Here is a 20,728-nt window from a genome sequence, read left to right as displayed (position 1 = left end):
CGGCCGGGGGAGGGCCAGGAGACATGAACGACAAGATCCGCGACCTGACGGTACTGCTGCCAGCCACGTTGGAGACGCCCACGCTGACCAAGGCCGAACTCTCGGACATGCTGTTCGAGCGCCTGGGGCTGAACAAACGCGAGTCCAAGGACATGGTGGAGGCCTTTTTCGAGCTGCTCCATGAGTCGCTGGTGGACGGCAAGGATGTGAAGCTGTCCGGATTCGGAAACTTCCAGATCCGCCAGAAGGCCCCGCGGCCGGGCCGCAACCCCCGTACCGGCGAGGCCATCCCCATCAAGGCCCGCCAAGTGGTGACCTTCCACGCCAGCCAGAAACTCAAAGGCATGGTGCAGGGGGATGTTCCCAGCGACGACGACTTGGAGTAAAGTCTGAAGCCCCTGGCCCATCACACTGATGGCCCAGGGATTTTTTACACTCCTCCAAGCCATGGAACGCACAGAGCAAGAATCATCGCCGCGTTCGGAATCGCCCGTGTCCACGACACCGGGGGCTGCGCAGCCGCGTGGCGCCACATCACGCGCCCTGGCCCGCACGGAGGCCAAGGGGGCGTCTCGCGCGGAGGGGCGTGCGGAAGGTCGTTCTGAGGGCAGGGCCGAGGCCCGCACCGAGGTGCGTGTGCCTACCGGCGCCGTGGCGCCTGTGAGCAGCCTGCCGCCCATTCCCGCCAAGCGCTACTTCACCATCGGTGAGGTCAGCGAGCTCTGTGGCGTGAAGCCTTACGTGCTGCGCTACTGGGAGCAGGAGTTCACGCAACTGCGCCCCATGAAGCGGCGCGGCAACCGCCGCTATTACCAGCACCATGAGGTGCTGCTGATCCGCCGCATCCGTGAACTGCTCTATGAGCAGGGCTTCACCATCAGTGGTGCGCGCAACCAACTGCACGATCATGCGCCGGCAACCGCTCAGGCGGCAACTGATGTCGATGCCGAGGAGGCATCCGGCAAGGTGGCCTTGGCGCCTGACGTGGCCTGGACAGGCCCTGACCTGATGGCCCTGGCACATAGCCACCCACAGGCCGCCGCCGAGTTGCGTGAGGCCTTGTTGTCCATCCGCGACTTGCTGAGTTGACACGCGCGTGCTGTTGAGCGTGTGGCGCAAAAAAATTGCATGGCTTCAAAAGCCCCTTCAAACCGTGCTATAGTCTAAGTCTTCGTCGGGGCGTAGCGCAGCCTGGTAGCGCACTTGCATGGGGTGCAAGGGGTCGCGAGTTCGAATCCCGCCGCCCCGACCAAGAGAATCACGAGGGTCAGCAGAGAAATCTGCTGACCCTTTCGTGTTTCTGGGCTCAGGCCGCCTGTGCCTCGTAGCCTTCTTCGCTGATGGCCTTGGTCACGGCATCAGCCGTCAGCACCGAGTTCACGCTGACGCGGCCCTGTGCCAGATCGACCTGCACCGTGGCCTGTGGATCCAGTGCCTGCACGGCGTTGGTCACGGATTTGACGCAGTGCTGGCAGCTCATGCCCTTCACGCTCAACTGCAGCGTTTGCGGGGTGGTGGTGCTCATGATGGTTCCTTTCCTTGAAGCGCCCTGATCAGGGGCAGGCCACGAAGTATTGACCTTGACATCATGGAAAGGTCAATACTGGCGCCATGGCCATCACGGGATGGTCCGCAAGGATAGAGAACATGAGTGACGCAGCAGCAGGCGTGCTCCACGCGCTTGAAGAGCCCTTGCAACTCGCGGTGCGCGGCATGACCTGCGCGGCCTGCGTCAACCGTGTGGAACGCGCGCTGCGCAAGGTGCCGGGCGTGGCCTCGGCCAACGTGAATTTCGCGACCGAAACCGCCTCCGTGCAGTGGGCCGCCGGGGCGGATCACCCGGCTGACAGCGCCCTGGTCGAGGCCGTGGCACACGCAGGCTACGAGGCTCATGTGCAGGCGGCCGATGCGCCCTTGGCGGATGAATCGCAGAGTTGGTGGGATGTCTGGGGCGCCGTGACCCTGGGGCTGGTGGCCAGCGTGCCTCTGGTGCTGCCGATGCTGTGGGGCAACCACCACTTCTGGCCCGCCTGGGTGCAGTTCGCGCTGGCCACGCCGGTGCAGTTCATCCTGGGCGCACGCTTCTACCGGGCAGCCTGGGCGGCCTTGAAGGACCGCAGCGGCAACATGGATCAGTTGGTGGCACTGGGCACCACGGCCGCCTGGGCCTTGTCATGCTGGCTGTGGTGGACGCATGAGCGCACTGCAGAGCAGGGGCATGGGCCGCACGCTGGCATGCCGGATCTGTATTTCGAATCTGCCGCGGTGGTGATCACCCTGGTCCTGCTGGGCAAGGCGCTGGAGGCGCGGGCCAAGCGCCAGACCACGGCGGCGATCCGGGCCTTGCAGTCGCTGCGGCCGGACACGGTGCTGCGCCTGGGTCCTCAAGGCGAGGTGAGTGTGCCGCTGCGCCAGGTGGTGGTTGGCGACATCCTGGTGGTGCGCCCGGGTGAGCGAGTGCCCAGCGACGGTGTCGTCACCGAAGGCCACAGCCATGTCGATGAATCCATGCTCACCGGTGAGCCTCTGCCCATCGCCAAAGGGGAGGGCGAGCGCCTGACCGGCGGTGCCATCAATGGCGACGGGCGCCTGCTGATGCGGGTGTCGGCGGTGGGCAGGCAGACGGTGCTGTCGGGCATCATCCGCAGCGTTGTCGAGGCCCAGGCGGGCAAGGCGCCTATCCAGCGTGTGGTGGACAAGGTGTCGGCCATCTTCGTGCCCACGGTCTTGCTGCTGGCGGTACTCACCGGGCTGGGCTGGTGGGCCTGGGGGCTGGGCTTGGAGCAATCCCTGGTGCGGGCGGTGGCGGTGCTGGTCATCGCGTGTCCTTGCGCCTTGGGCTTGGCCACGCCAGCGGCCCTGATGGCCGGCACGGGGGCGGCGGCGCGCCACGGCATCCTCATCAAGGATCCGGAGGCGCTGGAAGCGGCCCACAAGATCGCGGTTGTTGCGTTCGACAAGACAGGCACGCTCACCGTTGGCCAGCCGCGCCTGACGCACTGGCAGGTGGCGGATGGCCGGGGGCTGGCGCCGGATCAGGCGCTGCAGGTGGCGGCTGCCATGCAATCGGGCAGCGAGCACCCCTTGGCCAGGGCGGTGGTGGTGGCCTGCACGCAGGGCATGGATGGTGTGCAGGCCACGGCAGTGCAGGCGGTGCTTGGGCGTGGCCTGCAGGCGGTGGTGGCGGGCGATGCCTTGCCCGCTGCATGGTCGGGGCTGGCGTGGCGGTTGGGCAGCACGCGCTGGATGGAATCGCTGGTGCCGGTGTCGGCGCGGCCGGCTGATCTGGCGGCCAAGGCATCGTCTCTGGCGGCCGGCGGCTCATCCGTCTCGTGGCTGATGGCCGGGCCCGCGCATGACGTAGGAGCCTCCCTGAATGGCGAAGACGTCCAATGGCAGGTGGTCGCCCTGTTGGGATTTGGCGACGAGCTCAAGCCGCAATCGGCACAGGCCGTGGCGCAACTCCATGCGCTGGGCATCGAGACCGTGATGATCTCTGGCGATAACCGTGGCGCGGCCGAGGCCGTGGGCCGGGCGCTGGGCATCGGCAAGGTGGTGGCCGAGGTGTTGCCCGCCGACAAGGCTGAGCAGGTGCGCGCGTTGAAGTCCGGCCGTGATGGCCACCCGCGCGTGGTCGCCATGGTGGGTGATGGCATCAACGATGCGCCGGCACTGGCCGCGGCGGACGTGGGCATGGCCATGGCCAACCCGCATGGCGCCACCGATGTCGCCCTGCATGCGGCCGGGGTCACGCTGATGCGGGGCGATCCGGCCCTGGTGCCCGCGGCCATCGACATCTCGCGCCGCACTTCGGCCAAGATCCGCCAGAACCTGTTCTGGGCCTTCGGCTACAACGTGATCGGCATCCCGCTGGCCATGGCCGGTGGCCTCAGCCCCATGCTGGCGGGCGCGGCCATGGCCTTCAGTTCCGTGAGTGTGGTGGGCAATGCCCTGTTGTTGTCGCGATGGCATGCGAAGGGTTCGCGCCCCGAGGCGGTGCAAAGCCATTAAACTCGCCCGATCACTGCCAGTAGCTCAGTTGGATAGAGCACCTGCCTTCTAAGCAGGCGGTCGGGGGTTCGACTCCCTCCTGGCAGGCCATCGTGCACGCCGGGCAATCAGGCGTGCGATCAGAACGAGGTCCGTGGATGATGTTGGACGCACTCAAGCGATTGATCGGCGCCGGCCAGTCTCCGGCAAAAGGTGCTGACCAGCAGCAAGTGCTGGCCACCTGGGCCAAGGCCGAAGGCCACAAGCTCAAGACCGTGTCGGGGCAGTCCGGCGGTGTCGTCGTGGACACGACCGCGGGCTGGCGCATCGAATGGGGGCCGGCGCAACGCCCTTATTTCACGGGGCACGAGTTGCGTTTCCGCTTCGATGCCGGGGTGCCGGCCGATGTGCAGATCCTGTTCCTGACCAAGGTGCTCGCGCACTCGCTTGAGACAGACGTATTCCAGCGCTTCACCGATGCCATGCAGACCCGGGTGGACAACACGCTGCCCGAAGAGATGCGCTGGCTGGCCATGCATGCCAAGGTGCCGCTGTCCGAGCACCCGGTGCTGCATCGGCGCTTCCTGATGCTCTCCAACGCCGAGGGCATCGCCAAGCTGTGGCTGGATCCGGAGTTCGCCGCGGCGCTGGAATCCGCAGCCGCCGCCTGGTGGACGGATGCCCTGGTGGCCGTGATGACCGTCAACCGCGGCATCCTGACCGTCCGCATGTCGGGTGACGACATCGAGGTCAACCAGTTGCGCCTGGTGTCCGCCCTGTTCGATCTGGCGGCGCGCAAGCTGGTCGACGCCGTCTGATCAGCCTTTCTTGCGCTGCAGGAAGCGCGCGATGGCCTCGCCGGCCTCTGGGCGCATCAGGTTCACCAGGAAGTGCCGCTTCTCGGCGGCCAGGTGCTCGCTGAGCGGCGCTTGCGGCGCATCGTTGACCAGCTCCTTGAGGCTGGCCAGCACATTGGCCGGGGTCTTGGCCAGCGTGTCGGCCAGGGCCAGGGCTGCGGTCAGCACCGTGCCAGCCGGCTCGATCTGGTGCACCAGCCCCCACTGCTGCATCTGCTGGGTGGTGGCATCGCCGCCGGTCCACAGCCATTGCAGCGCCACGCCGCGGGGCAACTGCCGCGCCAGGTGCCAGCTGGCGCCGCCGTCCGTCGACAGACCCACCTTGCTGTAGGCGCTCACGAAGCGCGCGTTGTCGGCCGCGACGATCAGGTCGCAGGCCAGCGTCACCGACAGCCCGCCGCCCGCCGCCACGCCTTCCACCGCCGCGATCACGGGCTTGGGAAAGGCGCGCAGAGCCTCGATCCACTGGTGAAACGCATCAATGTTGGCCGCTTGCTGGCTCGGATCCTGCTGGCGGTTATGCGACAAACGTTGTAAATCTCCCCCACCGCAGAAATGGCCGCCGGCGCCTGTCACGATCACGGCGGCCACGCTCGGGTCGGATTCCGCCATGTTCAGGGATTCGATACCGGCCGCATACACCTGTGGCGACAGGGTGTTGCGGGTGGCGGGGCCGGACAAGGTCATGACCAGGACGGCGTCCCGGCGTTCGGTCAGTAATTCAGTTGTCATGGCTGGATCTGGTTGTTACTGTTTCTCGATGTGAATGGGGGCTTATGATCAGAAAGACGGGTAACTTGACGTGCTAGAGTGAAAACTTGGCAGAAAACCGCACCGATATGATGAAATTCAAAGGAGTATCGGCGGCCATTGTCGTAGGTCTCTCGGTGGTGAGCTTGTGCGAATCAGCGTTCTCGCTGGGATTCGGGAGGCCCACCAGTCGGGCAGTACTGGGGGAGACACTCAGCCTGACCGTTCCGCTCCATCTGGAGGCGGGCGAAGTCATCGCTGATGAGTGCGTGGCAGCCGACGTTTATTTTGGGGATGACAAGCAGACTTCACTGTCCGTGAAGGCTACCGTGCTGCCTGGCGAAGGCTTGCAGCGCGCTGTGCGCGTGGTGACCACGTCGCTGATCAACGAACCGGTGGTGACCGTTTACCTGGGCGCTGGTTGCAAGGCCAAGATCACCCGCAAGTTCGTGGCCTTTGCCGATCCACCCGGTCTGGCCATTGGCGCTGACAGCGCAGTGGCGGACAACGTGCGTGGGGTGTCGTCTCCTGTTGTTGGCGATGGTGCACCGCTGGCCGCTGCGCCATCGGGTGCCGTGGGCGAGCGTGCGGCTTCGTCGACGCGTGCGGCGCGCACGGGCGGCACAATGCCCCGGCCGGCCAAGGCGCCAGTGGCCCGCAAACCCCGGGACGCCGCCAACGGTGGCGTGATCACGGAAGGCCCCGCCACCAACCTGGCCAGTGCCACGGCACCGGTCAAGGTGAGCCCGGATCGGCGCTCCGGCACGCCCGCCAAGGCGGCCGTGAGTGAGCAGCCCAGGCGCGAGACCTCGCGCCTGGTGCTCGATCCGGCCGAGGCCGATGCCCTGGTCATTCCCAACCTGATGATGACCTCCGCCATGAGCGGGATCGCCGCGGACATCGATGCGCCGGAAGTCAAGGCGCGTCGGGCTGCGGCTGCGGCGCTGTGGGCCGCGATGAACTCATCGCCGGAGCAACTGGCGCGTGACCGCCAGCGCATGCAGGAGCTCGAGCAGCGCCTGGCGCACCTGCAGCAGGAGTCCAACGGTGCCCAGAGCCGTGTGGCCGCCATGGAGGCTCGCGTGCGTGAGGCCGAAGACCAGCGCTTGCGCCACCCCCTGGTGTATGCGCTGGTGGCTCTGGTAGTGCTGCTGGGCGCTGCCGTGGCCTGGTTGGCCATGCGCCGGCGCAGCCAGCCGGCTGAGGCAGCACAGTCCTGGTGGCAGGGTGAACCCGGTGATGGCGGCGCCCCCCAAGGTGGCGATGCTGCTGCCGTAGAGCCGGCGCCGTCAATGGCCGAGCCCGCGATCGCCCGCACGGCGGCCGAGTTCATGCCGGTGCGCCCGAAGGCCACGCCGCCGAGTGCACTGCTGGCCGATACCGCCGCGCCTGTGGCAGCCGCTGCAGCCTCTGTGGCGGCCCCCGCCACGGCGAACGAATCGACCACCAGCAGCCGCGCCATGCTGATCAAGCCGGCCGCGCAAGAGGCCCGCGAGATCACGGTCGAGGAGCTGATCGACCTGGAGCAGCAGGCCGAATTCTTCGTGGTGCTGGGGCAGGACGACGCCGCGATCGAGCTGCTCGAAGGCCATGTGCAGAGCACGGCCGGCGCCAGCCCCTTGCCACATCTGAAGCTGCTGGAGATCTACCAGCGCCTGGACCGCCGCGACGACTACGAGCGTGTGCGCGAGGCCTTCAACGGTCGCTTCAACGCCTATGCTCCGTCGTGGGAGTCCGATCTGCAGCACGGCCATGCCCTGGAAGATTACCCCGGTGTGATCGACCGCCTGCAGAACCTGTGGTCCGTGCCCGCCAAGGCCATGGATGTGCTGGAGGTGTCGCTCACCCGTGCCGATGGCAGTGCAGAAACCTTCGATCTGCCGGCCTACCGTGAACTGCTGTTCCTCTACGGCGTGGCCCGGGATCTGTCCGAACGTGAAGCCCAGGACCGTACCCCCGTGGACCTGCTGCTGCCGGTTCAAGGTGGCGGGGACGAGGATGCCGATGACATCAGCCCGCCCACCATGCTGCAGCCCCTCATGGCTACGCGCCCGGTCAAGGCCCTGCCAGAGGTGACGCCCAGCTTGAGCCTGGACCTGTCGCTGGATGACCCCGCGCCGGCCGATGACGATGGTGGTGCCCGGGTGGACATGGGGGATGCCGACAAGGACAAGCCTCAGGGCGGTACCGGCAACAGCATCGACTTCGAGCACGTGGACCTGCCCCAGAACAAGGGCTGATCCTCGACCACACCTTGCTGCACGTTGCGTCAGTCAGGCCCTCTCCGGAGGGTCTGATTTGTTTCGGGAGCCTTAGAGGGCCTGATCGCTGTCGGTGGTCTGTGCACCCGGCCCGGTGGTGCTGTTGCCTGCGCTCTGCAGCGCCTGCAGGATCAGCTGCTTGTTGAGCCGTTCGGACAGCAGTTCAGTGAAGGTCAGCACGAACTGCCGCAGGTAGCTGCCCCGCTTGAAGGCGATACGGGCCACGTTGCTGCCGAACAGGTGGCCCACGGGCCGCCAGGTCAGCTCGCCCCCCGGGCCGAACAGGGGGTCATCCTTGACCACCATGTCGGCCACCAGGCCGATGCCCAGGCCCAGCCGGGTGTAGGTCTTGATGATGTCGGCGTCGATGGCTTCCAGCACCACATGGGGTGTCAGGCCCCGCTGCGCGAAGGCCTTGTCGATGCGCGAGCGGCCGGCGAACGAAGGGTGGTAGCTGATCAGCGGCTCAGCCGCCAGTTGCTCCAGCGTCAGGCGGGGTGCCTCGGCCAGGGGGTGGTCGTGGCGCATCAGGGCCACGTGCTGCCATTCATACAGCGGCAACGTCACCAGTTCGTCGTAGTTGGCCAGTGATTCGGTGGCCAGGCCCACGTCCGCGACGTCGTCCAGCACCATGCGGGCTACCTGCTCCGGGTTGCCCTGGTGCAGGCTGACGGACACCTTGGGAAAGCGCTTGCGCAGCGCGGCCACGGGCTCTGGCAGGGCATAACGCGCCTGCGTGTGCGTGGTGGCGATGGAAAACGTACCGGCATCCTGCAGTGCGTACTCGGCGCCGATGCGCTTGAGGTTGCTCACCTCGCGCAGGATCACGTCGATGGACTGGAGCACCTTCTCGCCAGGCTCGGTGATGCGCTTGAGGCGTTTGCCGTGCCGCACGAAGATGTCCACGCCCAGCTCTTCCTCCAGCTCCAGGATGGCCTTGGAGATGCCGGGCTGCGAGGTGTGCAGGGCCTTGGCGGTTTCCGTGAGGTTCAGGTTGCGCCGGGCGGCCTCCCAGACGAAGCGGAACTGGTGCAGGTTCATGCGGCGTCTCCGTCGGTCGGTTGTGCTGGGGATGCGTCCAGGCCGGCTTGCGCCAGTTGCCAGGCCGCGTCGGCCAGGGCGTTGACCACCGTGCGTGTCTCGCCCACGGCCGGTGCCAGGTGCCAGGTGATGTGCGGGTGCTGCTGCTGCATCTGCGCCATCAGTACCGGCAAATCCTTGCGCACGTGTCCGCCCGCGCCCAGGAACAGGGGCACCACGGTGATGCGGCTGCAGCCTTGCGCGGCCAGTTGATCACCGGCTTCCTGCAGCGTCGGGCTCATGAACTCCAGAAAGGCGAGGGCCATGGGCACGCCAGGGCCATGCTGGGCCTGCAACTGCGCGCGGGCCTGCTCGAAGGGGATGGCCCAGGCCGCATCCCTGGCGCCATGGGCGAAGAGCAGCAGGCCGTGGGTCATGGGGCAGGCCTTTCGGGTGTCAACGGTTGCGCACCAGCCAGATGAAGGCCGACAGCGACAGCAGCAGGTAGGCCAGGCTGGGCGCGGAGGCGGCCAGCCAGGGGCGCCACTCATGCAGCAGGCCCAGGTGGCTGGTGATGTGGTTGACCAGCACGAAGCTGATGCCCAGCATCACCCCGCCGAACACCTTGAGGTTCATGCCGCCGCTGCGCGATTGCAGGTAGGCGAAGGGCAGGGCCAGCGCCACCATCACCAGGCAGGTCAGGGGCGAGAAGGCCTTTTTCCAGAACTGCAGCTCGTACTTCTGCGCGGCCTGGGCGTTGCGGGCCAGGTGGTGCGTGTAGCGCCACAGCGCCACGGTGGACATGGTGTCGATGGGCAGCACCGAGGCGGCCACCACCTGCGGTGTCATCTGGCTGATCCAGTCGAGCTTGTCCAGGCGTTGTTCGGTCACCAGGGACTGGCCCGTGGTCTCCTGCTCGGGGGTGACCTTGGCGGCCGAGGCCCAGTGCGTGTCGGTCACGCCGCGCAAGGTCCACAGCGAGGCGCCACCGGAGCCCTGGGCCGCGTGCGAGATGTCGGCCTCTTGCGCGATGATGCGGCGCACCATGCGGCCTTGGCCATCGAACTCGAAGATGCGCACGTTCTTGAAGCTGGATTCGCCGGTGGCCGAGCCCACGTTGACGGTGAGTTGGTGCCCCTCGGGTGTCTCTGGCCCGCTGCTTTCGCGCAACCAGGCGCCCCCGCGGCCCAGATTCAGCGCCTGGCCCTTGCGGAAATCAGAAGAGTTCAATGAGGTGAGCTGCCGCGTCCAGGGGGTGACGAAATCGCCGATCGCGAACAGCATCAGCGCGCTGCCCACGCCCAGGGCGGCCAGCAGCGTGAGCGCGCGCGCCGGGCCCAGGCCGCTGGTGCGCAGGATGGTGTACTCCGAACTCTGCGCCAGTTGCGACAAGGCCATGATGGTGCCGATCAGCAGCGTGATCGGGAACACGTCGTAGACGTGGCCGGGCAAGGCGAGGATGCAGGTCCACAGCGCGTCGGTCAGGGTGTAGCCATTGCGGCCGATGTCCTGCAGCTCATCGACCAGGTCGATGAAGAAGAACAGCGCCAGGAAGGCCAGCGTGACGAACAGCACCGACGACAGGATCTGTCGGTAGAGCAAGCGGCGGACGGTCTTCATGCGCCGGCTCCTTGTGCGGCCGACGAGGCAGGCGGTGAGGGCTCGTCCGCATCGCCATCACCCGGTTTGCGCCAGGCGCCATCACGCCACCACAGCGTGGCCAGCGCGCCCAGGGTGATCGCGCCATGGATGCCGAACAGGCCGGCGGCGCTGCTGAGCTTGCCCGATGTGACCCAGGCCTGCGTGAGCGTGAGCACGTTGTAGTACGCCACGAACACCAGCAGGGCCCAGACCATGCTCCAGGCATTGCCGCGCCGCACCTGGGTGTTGACGGAGGCCAGCGCGATCAGCACCAGGTTGGCCGCCGACCACAGGGTGCCCAGGCGCCAGACCAGCTCTGCCTGCATCTCGCGGTTGGTGCTGTTGAACAGCTCCACGGTAGGGGTGCCGCGAGCGCCCAGTTCGCCGGCATTGCCCACCGGGGCATCACCCACCAGAATCTGGGCCTGCTCGAAGCGCGAGCGGGTTTTCTCGCCGGTGGACAGCTTGGTCTCGACACGCTCGCCCTGGCGCAGGTTGAGGTAGCGCTGGGCGCCGATGGTTTCGATCTGCCCCTCGCGAGCGCTGACCACGGCTTCGGTGTCGCCCTCGCTGAGCACGATGAACACGTTCTTGCCGGTGCGCTCGCCATCACTGCGGCTGTCGATGAAGAACACGCGCTTGCCATCAGCCGAGCTCTGGAACTGGCCGGGTGCCACGCGGGCGATGTCTGAGCGGCGCTCGAAGCGGTCCTTGAGCACCTGGGTCTGCTGCTGCCCCCAGGGGCGCGCCACCAGCAGCAGCACGCCCAGCGCCACCAGCACGGGCCAGGCCATCTGCCAGATTGGCTTGAGCAGGCGCGACAGGCGCACGCCGCTGGCCTGCCAGACCACCATCTCGCTGTCGCGGTGCAGGCGGGCCAGCAGGGCCACCACGGCCACGAACAGCGCCAGGGTGATCAGGGTGGGCACCTGGGCGATCATGGTGTAGCCCAGCAGCAAGCTGACGTCGGCCAGCGCCACGCTGCCCTTGGCCGCCTGGCCCAGCACGCGGATCAGCACCATGGTCAGCACCACGGTCAGCAGCACCACCAGCGTCCCGACAAAGCCACGCCAGAGTTCTCGGCGGAGAGAGGAATCGAATAACATCAGTCAAATCAAACTCAATCCGTCCATTATGGACGTGGCAAGCATGGACTATCGCAACGTGGTGGGCTCGGGCCCGGAACTCGCAGGTTTTTCGGCCGACGTGCTGCTGGTGGTGTTGACCCCTGAGCATTCACGCACGGGCAGCGCCCCGCTGGACGCGCTGGTGAGCGAGGCCCTGTCCGCCGGTGATCTGGAGCTGAAAGACGGCCAGACCCTGTACGTGCACCGCCCCGCCGGCCTGAAGGCCCCCCGCCTGGCCGTGGCCGTGGCAGGTGGCGACACCCCCCGCCAGTTCAAGGCCGCCATCGCGCGCCTGGCTGGCCACGCCAAGGGCGCCCGTTTGACGCATGCCGCCGTGGCCACCGCGCAGGGCCTGGCCGTGACGGCCGCCCACGCCGAGGTGCTGGCCACCGCTTTTGGCGATGCCACCTACGTGTACAGCCTGAGCAAGCCTTCCGCGCCCAAGCCGGCTGCGCTCAAGAAGGTGTCGCTGATCACCACGGCCGCCGAGGCTACGGCTGCCCGCGAAGGCCTGGCCCGTGGCCAGGCACTGGCAGCCGGCAGCACACTGGCGCGTGAACTGGGCAACCGCCCCGGCAACTACTGCACGCCCACCGGCCTGGCCAATGAGGCCCGTCAACTGGGCAAGGCCTTCAAGCACATCAAGGTCGAGGTGTTCGACCGTGCCGCCATCGAGAAGATCGGCATGGGCTCCTTCTTGTCCGTCACGAACGGTTCGGCCCAGCCGCCACGCTTCATCGTGCTGCGCTATGACGGCGCTGCCAAGGACCAGGCGCCGGTGGTGCTGGTGGGCAAGGGCATCACTTTCGACACGGGCGGCATCTCCATCAAGCCGGCCGGCGAGATGGACGAGATGAAGTTCGACATGGGTGGCGCCGCCAGCGTGCTGGGCACCTTCCGTGCCGTGGCCGAACTCAAACCCAAGGTCAACCTGATCGGCCTGGTGCCCACCTGCGAGAACATGCCCAGCGGCACGGCCACCAAGCCGGGCGATGTGGTCACCAGTCTGTCGGGCCAGACCATCGAAGTGCTCAACACCGATGCCGAAGGCCGCCTGATCCTGTGCGATGCGCTGACCTACGCCGAGCGCTTCAAACCGGCGGTGGTGGTGGACATCGCCACGCTGACGGGTGCCTGTGTGATCGCGCTGGGCCACATCCACAGCGGCTTGTTCTCGGCCGATGACGAACTGGCGCAAAGTCTGGAGCAGGCGGGCAAAACTGCGGGCGACACCGCTTGGCGCATGCCACTGGACGACGAATACGGCGATGCCCTCAAGAGCAACTTCGCCGATCTGGGCAACGTCGGCGGTCGCGCAGGCGGCGCCATCACGGCCGCCGTGTTCCTGAGCAAGTTCGCCAAGGCCTACCGCTGGGCCCACCTGGACATCGCCGGCACGGCCTGGAAGTCGGGCGCGGCCAAGGGCGGCACGGGCCGGCCCGTGCCGCTGCTGACGCACTTCGTGCTGTCGCAGCAAGGCAAGGGGGCGCTGGTGCCCAAGCAGGCCAAGGCCACCGACAAAAAGGCTGCAGGCAAGGGCGCCGTCGCTGCCACGGTGGTCAAGCCCACGCGCAAGGCCCCCGCCCGCCGTGCGGCCAAGGCCTGATCAGCGTAGCCTCCGGATGTGCAAGGCACGATGAAGCAGGTGGAGTTCCATCACGGCATGGACGACAAGCTCGCCTACGCTTGCCGGCTGTTGCGCAAGGCCTATCGCAGCGGTGCGCGCCTGGTCGTCACCGCCGACATGGGCACGCTGCGCCAACTGGACCGCCAGCTGTGGGTGTTCGACGACCAGGAGTTCCTGCCCCATGTGTGCACCGGGGCCGGTCAGGCTTGGCCACTCCGCTGGAAGGACACGCCCGTGTGGCTGACCGACGCGCCCGAGCAGGCGCCGCAAGGCCTCCAGGTGCTGATCAACCTGGGGCAGTCCATTCCTTCGGGCGTCGAGCGCTTCGAGCGGTTTTTCGATGTCGTGTCCACCGAGCCGGATGACCGCCAACTGGGCCGCCAGCGCTGGCGTGAGTACGAGGCCAAGGGCTGGACAGTCAAGGCGCATCTGGCGCAGGAGTAAGCCTCGATGAGCCAGCCCCCACGCCCCGCGCCGTCTCATGTGCCGACCCTCACCGAGGTGATCGAAATCCCCGAGGTCTTGCCGACGCCGGTGCAGCCGACGACGGGTGTTGTCGAGGCCTTGGCGTCGGAGCCCGCATCGACATGGATGGCGCCGGCAGTAGTCGACAGCGTTCAGCCGACAGAGACCGTGGGCATCCTCGCGCCGCTTGTGCCTGCTGCCGTGCCCGCCGCGGTGCCATTGGCGATGCCGCCTTTGGTGCCCGTCGTGACGTCGCTGGTTGCAGCACCCACCGCGCCTGTATCTGTCCCTGAGCCCTTGCCCATACCGGCGTCACTGTTGAAGCCTGCGCTGGCACCAGTGCCGCCCCTGTCATCGCCTGCACCTGCGCCCGCACCGCTGACACCGGCACGCGGCGCTTCCGGCTTGGACGAGGCCGCCATGGCGCAACGCGTGTTGAGCGAGGTGCAGCGCCAGATCGACGGCATGCTGGAGTACCGCCTGCGCGAAGCGCTCACCCCGATCCTGGCACGCACCTCCGAATCCCTGGTGCGAGAATTGCGACAGGAACTCTCCAAGACCATGCGTGACGTGGTGTCGCGCGCCGTGGCCCAGGAAGTGGCGCGCCAGCGCAGCCGCTCTTGACCCGTCATCCCTTTCACCCACACAAGCAAGAGGTAGACAGACATGAAAGCGAACTTCCCGAACGTGGCGCCCCTGGCGCTGGCCCTGGTTGCTGCTGCGGCCACCATGCCTGTGCAGGCCCAGCAGGTTGTTCGCATCGGCCATGTGGGACCGGTGTCGGGCCCGCAAGCCCATTACGGCCGTGACAACGAGAACGGCGCGCGCATGGCCGTGGACGATCTCAATGCTCAGGGTGTGACCATCGCCGGCAAGAAGCTGAAGTTTGAGCTGATCGCGGAAGATGACGCGGCTGATCCGAAGCAGGGCACTGCGGCGGCGCAGAAGCTGTGCGATGCCAAGGTCAACGGCGTGGTCGGGCACCTCAACTCTGGCACCACGTTGCCGGCCTCCAAGGTGTATGCCGGCTGCGGGCTGCCGATGATCTCGCCCTCGGCCACCAACCCGCAGTTGACCGCGCTGGGCTACAAGAACGTGTTCCGCCTGCTGGCCAACGACAACTCGCTGGGCGCGGGCCTGGCCAAGCATGCCTTCGAGGTGCTCAAGCTCAAGAAGGTGGCCGTGATCGACGACCGCACCGCCTATGGCCAGGGCGTGGCCGAGGTGTTCAAGAACACCGCGCGCAAGCTGGGCATGGAGGTGGTGAGCGAGCAATACACCAATGACCGTGCCGTGGACTTCACCGCCATCCTCACGGCCATCAAGAGCAAGAAGCCCGATGGCATCTTCTTCGGTGGCATGGACCCGCAGGCCGGCCCCATGCTGCGCCAGATGCAGCAGCTGGGCCTGACCAAGGCCTACCTGTTCGGCGGTGACGGCATCTGCACCGAGAAGCTGGCGGATCTGGCCAGTGGTGCACGCACCCTGGGCAACGTGGTGTGCGCCATTGGCGGCCTGCCGGTCGACAAGCTGCCCGGTGGCCAGGATTGGCGCAAGCGTTACGATGCCAAGTTCCCCAAGCAGTTCCAGGTTTACTCGCCCTACACCTATGACGCCACCATGGTGCTGGTGGACGCGATGAAGCGCGCCAACTCCACCGACCCCAAGGTGTACGGCCCCAAGATCGTGGAAGCCAACTACAAGGGCGTGACGGCCCAGGTGCAGTTCGAGCCCAATGGTGAGTTGAGGAATCCGGCGATGTCGCTGTACACCTACAAGGATGGCAAACGCATCAACGCGAATTGACGCGATAAGCCTGCTACAATGGCGGGCTTCCGGAGAGGTGGATGAGCGGTTTAAGTCGCACGCCTGGAAAGCGTGTGTGGGTTAATAGCCCACCGCGGGTTCGAATCCCGCCCTCTCCGCCAAGACATCAATGAAAACGGGCCTTCGCGGCCCGTTTTTCATGTCTACCCACCTTCCTGCCCACCTTCGTGAAAACGATTGAACCTCGTGCGGAAGTGGTGGTGGCAGCGATCTAGGCCTGATGAGGCATCGCAAGTCGCTCGAGCACCTCTTTGACCCCTGGTTCCGGCATCAAGTCTCCTGCGGCAATCTCTGCAAGCCATCGACCTCGCACCGCCAGTGCTCCACCTTGAGCGGTTGGATTTCGATGATCCAGGCATGTCTGCACGACGGCGCGGGCTTGGGGCATGTAGAGTTTTTCGAGCATGGCGAGCCTCTGCATTTCGGTGAGCATGGGGTTAGGTCAGTTGAAGGGACGTGGCCCGTCAGTTGGGTCATCTGCGCTGGACAGGTGGACCAGGTCGGCAACTGCGCGGCGGGCGGCTTCCTCGGGCACTGTGGCGCCAGCGTCTTCCCAAAGCCGCTCTGCCCACTCGACGGCCTCGGGCAGACTCATGCTTCCGAGCAGCGGTGACAGCAGGAGCTTGTAGAGCGAGACCAGCTCAAGCGTGCAGCGGTTCATCCAAAGATTGCGGGGTAGGCCTGGATCATCTGAAGGGGTAGGGCGGTGGTTCGTAGTCGTCATGCGCTCACTCTCCAAACGGATGCCAGATCGGCACCCCTGAGCCCTGCAGCTGTTCCATCAGCACCTGGACGCGGTGGCTTTCGCCGGGGAACACGATCACGCCCTGCGGCGTGCCTGTCTCCAAGACATAGTTGTTCTCTTGCTCAATCGAGGGCGAGAAACGTCGTTCGGTGACGCCCAGGTCACGGACGCCCACCCCACGGGTGACGCACCAGCCCTCGGCCAGCCGGCCGACCAGGCCACCCCAGTGGATGACCTGAACAATGCGACGACGGCGCCAAGCTTGGTCTAGGGCAAAGGCGAAGCGCTCCCGATCGGAGTAGTCGACAGGCCCACAGGCCAACACGCGGATATCTGCCCCCTGACCAATCGGCGGGGTGTGATCTTCACAGCCAGTCTGCGGACGTTTGCACGGCACATCGCGGTGTGTACAGAAATCCTGGCCGGACTCGGCTCTGTGGTGGTGGCAGGTTCGGCAGGGCCAGACGCCCCGCCCGCTGGGCTTTTGCATACTGTATCTTTATACAGTATTTGGCGGCTTTGAACAGCTTTAGACGGCGCATGAACCAGCGCCAGCGCGGTCAAGGCTGATGAGCGCCCGGTGCCCCGCATCGAAGCAATCGAGATCCGTCTGCATCTGCCCTTGCGTTCCCCGTACACTTTTCCAAAAAGGAGAGACATGGAGTCAATTCAAGGAGCTCGATCATTTGCGATCGAGATGCATGGCGGCCAGTTGTACGGTGACCGGCCGTACTCCTTCCACCTCGACCAAGTGGCCGAGATCGCCTCAAGCTACGGGCATCAGGCGGAGACCCTGGCGTTTTTGCACGACACAGTAGAAGACACCTCCGCCACGCTGGACGAAGTTCGAGAGCGCTTTGGCAGCTTCATCGCAGACTGCGTGGCCTTGTTGACGGATCAACCAGGCGAGAACCGCAAAGAGCGCAAGGCGAAGACATACGCCAAGCTTGCCGAGGTGAACGATGAGCGCCAGTTGGCTCTGATCGTCAAGGCTGCAGACCGACTGGCCAACGTGCGAGCCTGTGTCGCCGATGGCAATGAGCGATTGCTCAGCGTCTATCGCGGCGAACATGAGGTGTTCAAGCTGGCTGCGTTCAGAGCAGGGCTGTGCGATGAGCTTTGGGGTGAACTTGGATCGCTCCTCTCTCTCGTTGGACCTGCTGTGCCTACCTCCGGGAAGAGCTAGCCTTGTCGCGCATGGAAAAAGCGACGGAAGACCTGTCTGCTCCGTATGAGAGCTGGGCGAGTGCCCGCCTGGATGTCGAAGGCAAAGGTGCCAAGCGTCGGGTGGTGCCCGGGGCGTTTGCGATGCTGGTTGTGGTGCTAGCCATCGGATGGCTGAACGCGTGGGTGCTTGTCTCCGACGTGCTTCGTCCCTTGTGGAGCAAGCCCTCGGCGACGGTCCTGTTGGGGATGGCGATCTCCTTCTTCGTGGGCGCCGCGGTGCTTTGTTTGACCTCCAAGTTTGGGCGACTGCGAACGCACGCGATGCTTGTGGGCTTTTGCCTGGTGTTGCCTTTGGGCGCCTTGATATTCGCTCCGCTCTTTCTGTACATCAATCAGGTCGGAGACTCGAGCGACGCTACTTGTGCTCGCTACACCTTACTGAAGAAGACGGTCGTGAAGGTGAAAGGGTATGCATACGAACTCACCTTGTCGAATGACGCAGCACAGGAGAAACGCCTTCGCGTACACCGAAAGCTATATGACGAGCTCCACGAAGGCCGGCCGCTCTGGGTTCAGGTGGGCAATGGGCTCTTCGGAGTTCGGTTTGCTAGACAGATCAGTGACATGGAACTGCCCGACTGTGGCAACCATGAATAGCGGTGCTCTGGAGGCTGCGAGATCAACGAGTCCTTGATTCAAGCGCTGTCGTCTCTGAGCTCAAACCAAATTCGCTGGGCGACTTGACCAGATACCGCGCGGCGGGGAGCCAAGCAGTCACGCACTTCACTGCGACATAACTGGCGAGGCCAAGAGCCACAGGCGCACAAAGCCAGTTGCCGACAGGGTCCAGATCGTGAACGCCGGCCACCCAGCCGACGATCTTCAACGCCAGTCCTATTCCACATGCGGCGCCCGCAATGCCGATGGCTCTGTCGATGAATTGATCTGTCCCGTCTTGCATCCTGAGAGTGTCGCTGGCAGAGGCCTGCAGCGCCATCCCTCTCAAGAGGGTAGCCGTTACCGAGCCTCGGGAATGACCTGGGCAGCCATCCCTTAAGTACCGAAGGCTTCCGCATAGAAGGCAAGCTACTTGGGGAGCTTGTCCTTGGCCAGCAGTTTCTCCATCACCTCACTGGAGCGTTTTGAGTCTTCCCGCAGAGCTTCAAGTTCCGCGGGCGTCAGCATGGTTGGATCATGCCGAGGCACCGGCGGTCGCTTGGCGGCGGCATTCTCGGGTGTTGGCTCTGGTGGGTTGGCCTGGTCGGGCGCGGTTGTCATGGCGATCCTGCACGAGTAGATCGAGGTCGCCAAGCGTACCCCTTTTTGGCGGACCCGGCGCGCCGGCGGTGCAAGCGCCCCGGCCTGATGGGAAGGCTATCAGCACGACGCGGCGACATGGAGGGCTGGGCCTACACGGGGCGGTTACCGCGAGCTACAGGCCATAGTTGTCACTCAGATACCTCTGGAGCCGACTCTCCAGAACCATTTTGGCTCGACCGTAATTCTCTTTCTCAATGGCCGACCGCATATTGATGACCTGCGGGTCACGTTCCGCCTGAACCCGTCTGAGTTTTTCTGGCGGCAGAGTCGACCCCTTTCCACGATTGGCTCCTGAAACCGTTGCGACAGGCTTCGCGGCCTGGTCCATGGATGCACGCGGCTGCGCCACGATGCCAGCCATTGCTGCAGCGGCGTTCTGGCTGGCCATTTGCTTGCCGGCCTCTACCGCATAGATGGCCGCCTGCAGATCCACAGTTCTCGCCGACTTTTCTTCGGGTGTCGATGCGGCCTTGACCGCAGAGTGCAATTGCTTCACGGCGACCTGAGCCCGCGCGATGTCGCCACCATATTTGCTCTGCAGCGTGGTGTACCCGGCAGACCGCTGGCGGTCCTCCATCACGGCAGGCGCCTCGTACACCTTGCCATCGCCGGTGAGGGGGCCCCGGTTGCTACCACTGCGCTTCGCGTTCAGTTCGGGAATGGGCCCAACAGCCTCACTCCTGTCGGAGGTGTAGCGGGCAAAGATCTTGCGCTGCTGATCAGTCAGTTGGGCTCGCTCCAAGATAAGGGCTTGGGCTTCCCCACTACCTTTCTTGACCGCGCCAAAAGACAGCTCTTCGTTGATCTCTGAGAGCCGCTTCTGGATGCCGTTAAGGCGGATTTCTTCGACCTTCGGAAGACGTTCTTGCCCGCCGGAGGTACCCTCCATAGCCAGGTTGTGCCGTCGCGTTTCCACCTGCTGTTGGCCCATGAAGGCAAGGCGCTTCCCAGTCTCGAACCGGTTGTCGGCCAGCGCTTCCCTCTCCTTTGAACTCATGCCGTAGATGGCTTCTATGTTGCGGCCGGTCATTGGAGAGACGAGCTTGCCGTCGGCGCCGACCACGCGAAAGTCGGGGATGACCCGCCCGTTGCCCAGATCGAGGGTAATCCACTCGCCGCGGGAACCGTCAGGGATCTGCGCCTTGCCGACCTTGTTGAAGACATCCACGCCAGCCAGATCGAACAGCTTGGACTTGCCGGCCTGAATGTCAGCCACTGATGGAGAGCTGACGAAGTTGCCCTTCACGAAGTCCATCAGGCCCTCGGCCTCGATCTCCTTGAGGTACTCCGCGCGCCGCTTCTTCATGTCCATCGCGGCCTGCTCTTCCGCCATGGCCTGCATCCCACGCCCCTGGGAGCGCAAGACTTGGTTGCGGCGGGCGTTCTGAGCCTCGATCGTATCCAGTCCAGGCACCGCGCCTTGCGCATCGGCCATCGAGGCGTAGCCCTTACCGCGTACCCGCGCTTCCTGGCCTGCTGGCATGGGGCCAGCATTGCCATCGCTGACCACCGAGTCAGCGACGGCGCCGCGCAGGGCCTGATCGTCTGAGCGCTGCAACTGCAGGTCGTCGATCTGCATCTGCCGTAGCTGGCGTTGCTGCTCGCGGTCGACGTTGTTCTCTTCTTGCTGTTTGGCCTGCAGGTAGCCCCCACCCATCCCGACCAAGAAGGCCCCCAAGCCACGCATGGTTCCGATTCCGCTCATGATTTTCCTTTCTGAAACCGGCCGCCCTCTGGGGCGCCACCGGGTAGTGATTCGCCGCCCTGGGGCCGCGATTTGACTTCCAATCCTTAACAAAACTTGGCTGCAGTTGAGGCTATCCAGAGAGGGCTTTCTGGTCGGTGCCGGCAGCCTTGTCCCTCCTGTATCTCCATCGATATGCTTCCCTCTGCACAGCTAGAAACCAGCTCTGATCTGTGTCCAGCCCATC

At 65.3% G+C, this 20,728-nt stretch carries 21 protein-coding genes and 3 tRNA genes; 14 read left to right on the top strand and 10 right to left on the bottom strand.

Annotation, left to right across the window (positions count from 1 at the left end; translation table 11 throughout):
• Window positions 1-23 precede the first annotated feature (23 nt).
• The 3 genes from WAQ08_RS21080 to WAQ08_RS21070 all read left to right on the top strand — a co-directional run bounded on the left by WAQ08_RS21080 (window position 24) and on the right by WAQ08_RS21070 (window position 1,252).
• Window positions 24-386 carry an integration host factor subunit alpha gene (locus tag WAQ08_RS21080; RefSeq protein WP_422194485.1) on the top strand — a complete coding sequence of 121 codons (363 nt, stop codon included), beginning with the start codon at window positions 24-26 and terminating at the stop codon, window positions 384-386.
• Window positions 387-660: 274 nt separating this feature from the next.
• On the top strand, window positions 661-1,089 hold the full coding sequence (locus WAQ08_RS21075; protein ID WP_422194619.1) for a MerR family transcriptional regulator: 429 nt from the start codon (window positions 661-663) through the stop codon (window positions 1,087-1,089).
• 86 nt (window positions 1,090-1,175) lie between these two features.
• A tRNA-Pro gene (locus tag WAQ08_RS21070) sits at window positions 1,176-1,252 on the top strand.
• Window positions 1,253-1,306: 54 nt separating this feature from the next.
• On the opposite strand, the gene WAQ08_RS21065 is transcribed toward WAQ08_RS21070, so the two are convergent.
• Window positions 1,307-1,525, bottom strand: coding sequence for a heavy-metal-associated domain-containing protein (locus WAQ08_RS21065; RefSeq protein ID WP_422194483.1), 219 nt, complete (start codon window positions 1,523-1,525; stop codon window positions 1,307-1,309).
• 122 nt (window positions 1,526-1,647) lie between these two features.
• Here WAQ08_RS21065 and WAQ08_RS21060 point away from each other — a divergent pair, with 122 nt between their 5' ends.
• From WAQ08_RS21060 to WAQ08_RS21050, 3 genes are all read left to right on the top strand, one after another.
• Window positions 1,648-4,011: a heavy metal translocating P-type ATPase gene (locus tag WAQ08_RS21060; protein WP_422194481.1), complete on the top strand. Its 2,364-nt coding sequence runs from the start codon at window positions 1,648-1,650 to the stop codon at window positions 4,009-4,011.
• 13 nt (window positions 4,012-4,024) lie between these two features.
• Window positions 4,025-4,101: transfer RNA gene (locus tag WAQ08_RS21055), tRNA-Arg, on the top strand.
• Between the two features lie 47 nt (window positions 4,102-4,148).
• Window positions 4,149-4,808, top strand: coding sequence for a hypothetical protein (locus tag WAQ08_RS21050; RefSeq protein WP_422194479.1), 660 nt, complete (start codon window positions 4,149-4,151; stop codon window positions 4,806-4,808).
• On the opposite strand, the gene WAQ08_RS21045 is transcribed toward WAQ08_RS21050, so the two are convergent.
• Window positions 4,809-5,579 carry an oxepin-CoA hydrolase, alternative type gene (locus WAQ08_RS21045; protein WP_422194477.1) on the bottom strand — a complete coding sequence of 257 codons (771 nt, stop codon included), beginning with the start codon at window positions 5,577-5,579 and terminating at the stop codon, window positions 4,809-4,811.
• Between the two features lie 335 nt (window positions 5,580-5,914).
• On the opposite strand from WAQ08_RS21045, the gene WAQ08_RS21040 reads away from it, so the two are divergent.
• Window positions 5,915-7,837, top strand: coding sequence for a hypothetical protein (locus WAQ08_RS21040; protein ID WP_422194475.1), 1,923 nt, complete (start codon window positions 5,915-5,917; stop codon window positions 7,835-7,837).
• A 72-nt stretch (window positions 7,838-7,909) separates the two neighbouring features.
• On the opposite strand, the gene WAQ08_RS21035 is transcribed toward WAQ08_RS21040, so the two are convergent.
• From WAQ08_RS21035 to lptF, 4 genes are read right to left on the bottom strand one after another with little or no spacing between them, the layout of a single operon-like run.
• Window positions 7,910-8,899, bottom strand: a complete 990-nt coding sequence (locus tag WAQ08_RS21035; RefSeq protein WP_422194473.1) for a CysB family HTH-type transcriptional regulator — start codon at window positions 8,897-8,899, stop codon at window positions 7,910-7,912.
• A complete protein-coding gene (locus WAQ08_RS21030; protein WP_422194471.1) occupies window positions 8,896-9,315 on the bottom strand; it encodes a sirohydrochlorin chelatase in 420 nt (139 codons plus the stop codon). The genes WAQ08_RS21035 and WAQ08_RS21030 overlap by 4 nt, the downstream gene beginning before the upstream one ends.
• 19 nt (window positions 9,316-9,334) lie before the next feature.
• The gene (gene lptG / locus WAQ08_RS21025; protein ID WP_422194469.1) at window positions 9,335-10,498 is read right to left on the bottom strand and encodes an LPS export ABC transporter permease LptG; all 1,164 of its coding nucleotides are present in this window, start codon (window positions 10,496-10,498) and stop codon (window positions 9,335-9,337) included.
• Window positions 10,495-11,625: an LPS export ABC transporter permease LptF gene (gene lptF / locus WAQ08_RS21020; protein WP_422194467.1), complete on the bottom strand. Its 1,131-nt coding sequence runs from the start codon at window positions 11,623-11,625 to the stop codon at window positions 10,495-10,497. The genes lptG and lptF overlap by 4 nt, the downstream gene beginning before the upstream one ends.
• Window positions 11,626-11,668: 43 nt before the next feature.
• Between lptF and WAQ08_RS21015 the strand changes: the two genes are divergently transcribed.
• From WAQ08_RS21015 to WAQ08_RS20995, 5 genes are all read left to right on the top strand, one after another.
• The gene (locus WAQ08_RS21015) at window positions 11,669-13,252 is read left to right on the top strand and encodes a leucyl aminopeptidase (protein WP_422194465.1); all 1,584 of its coding nucleotides are present in this window, start codon (window positions 11,669-11,671) and stop codon (window positions 13,250-13,252) included.
• 30 nt (window positions 13,253-13,282) lie between these two features.
• Window positions 13,283-13,717 (top strand): DNA polymerase III subunit chi, encoded by a 435-nt coding sequence (locus tag WAQ08_RS21010; RefSeq protein ID WP_422194617.1) that lies wholly within the window; start codon window positions 13,283-13,285, stop codon window positions 13,715-13,717.
• Between the two features lie 6 nt (window positions 13,718-13,723).
• Window positions 13,724-14,362: a hypothetical protein gene (locus WAQ08_RS21005; protein ID WP_422194463.1), complete on the top strand. Its 639-nt coding sequence runs from the start codon at window positions 13,724-13,726 to the stop codon at window positions 14,360-14,362.
• Between the two features lie 42 nt (window positions 14,363-14,404).
• Window positions 14,405-15,544: a branched-chain amino acid ABC transporter substrate-binding protein gene (locus WAQ08_RS21000; protein ID WP_422194461.1), complete on the top strand. Its 1,140-nt coding sequence runs from the start codon at window positions 14,405-14,407 to the stop codon at window positions 15,542-15,544.
• A gap of 31 nt (window positions 15,545-15,575) precedes the next feature.
• Window positions 15,576-15,666: transfer RNA gene (locus tag WAQ08_RS20995), tRNA-Ser, on the top strand.
• A gap of 341 nt (window positions 15,667-16,007) precedes the next feature.
• Here WAQ08_RS20995 and WAQ08_RS20990 read toward each other — a convergent pair.
• Entirely contained in the window at window positions 16,008-16,226 is a 219-nt protein-coding gene (locus tag WAQ08_RS20990) for a hypothetical protein (RefSeq protein ID WP_422194459.1), read from the bottom strand.
• 67 nt (window positions 16,227-16,293) lie between these two features.
• Window positions 16,294-16,800, bottom strand: coding sequence for a hypothetical protein (locus WAQ08_RS20985; RefSeq protein ID WP_422194457.1), 507 nt, complete (start codon window positions 16,798-16,800; stop codon window positions 16,294-16,296).
• 90 nt (window positions 16,801-16,890) lie between these two features.
• Here WAQ08_RS20985 and WAQ08_RS20980 point away from each other — a divergent pair, with 90 nt between their 5' ends.
• Window positions 16,891-17,496 (top strand): HD domain-containing protein, encoded by a 606-nt coding sequence (locus WAQ08_RS20980; RefSeq protein ID WP_422194454.1) that lies wholly within the window; start codon window positions 16,891-16,893, stop codon window positions 17,494-17,496.
• A gap of 2 nt (window positions 17,497-17,498) precedes the next feature.
• Window positions 17,499-18,134 (top strand): hypothetical protein, encoded by a 636-nt coding sequence (locus tag WAQ08_RS20975; RefSeq protein WP_422194452.1) that lies wholly within the window; start codon window positions 17,499-17,501, stop codon window positions 18,132-18,134.
• Between the two features lie 429 nt (window positions 18,135-18,563).
• Here the strand turns inward: WAQ08_RS20975 and WAQ08_RS20970 are convergent, their stop codons facing one another.
• Together WAQ08_RS20970 and WAQ08_RS20965 are read right to left on the bottom strand one after the other, a co-directional pair.
• Window positions 18,564-18,755 (bottom strand): hypothetical protein, encoded by a 192-nt coding sequence (locus WAQ08_RS20970; protein ID WP_422194450.1) that lies wholly within the window; start codon window positions 18,753-18,755, stop codon window positions 18,564-18,566.
• Between the two features lie 154 nt (window positions 18,756-18,909).
• A complete protein-coding gene (locus tag WAQ08_RS20965) occupies window positions 18,910-20,502 on the bottom strand; it encodes a hypothetical protein (protein WP_422194449.1) in 1,593 nt (530 codons plus the stop codon).
• Window positions 20,503-20,728: the final 226 nt, after the last annotated feature.

Origin of the sequence: Aquabacterium sp., assembly GCF_049274795.1 — a bacterium.
Lineage (GTDB): Bacteria > Pseudomonadota > Gammaproteobacteria > Burkholderiales > Burkholderiaceae_C > Aquabacterium.
This window is presented reverse-complemented; position numbering and strand designations above follow the sequence as displayed.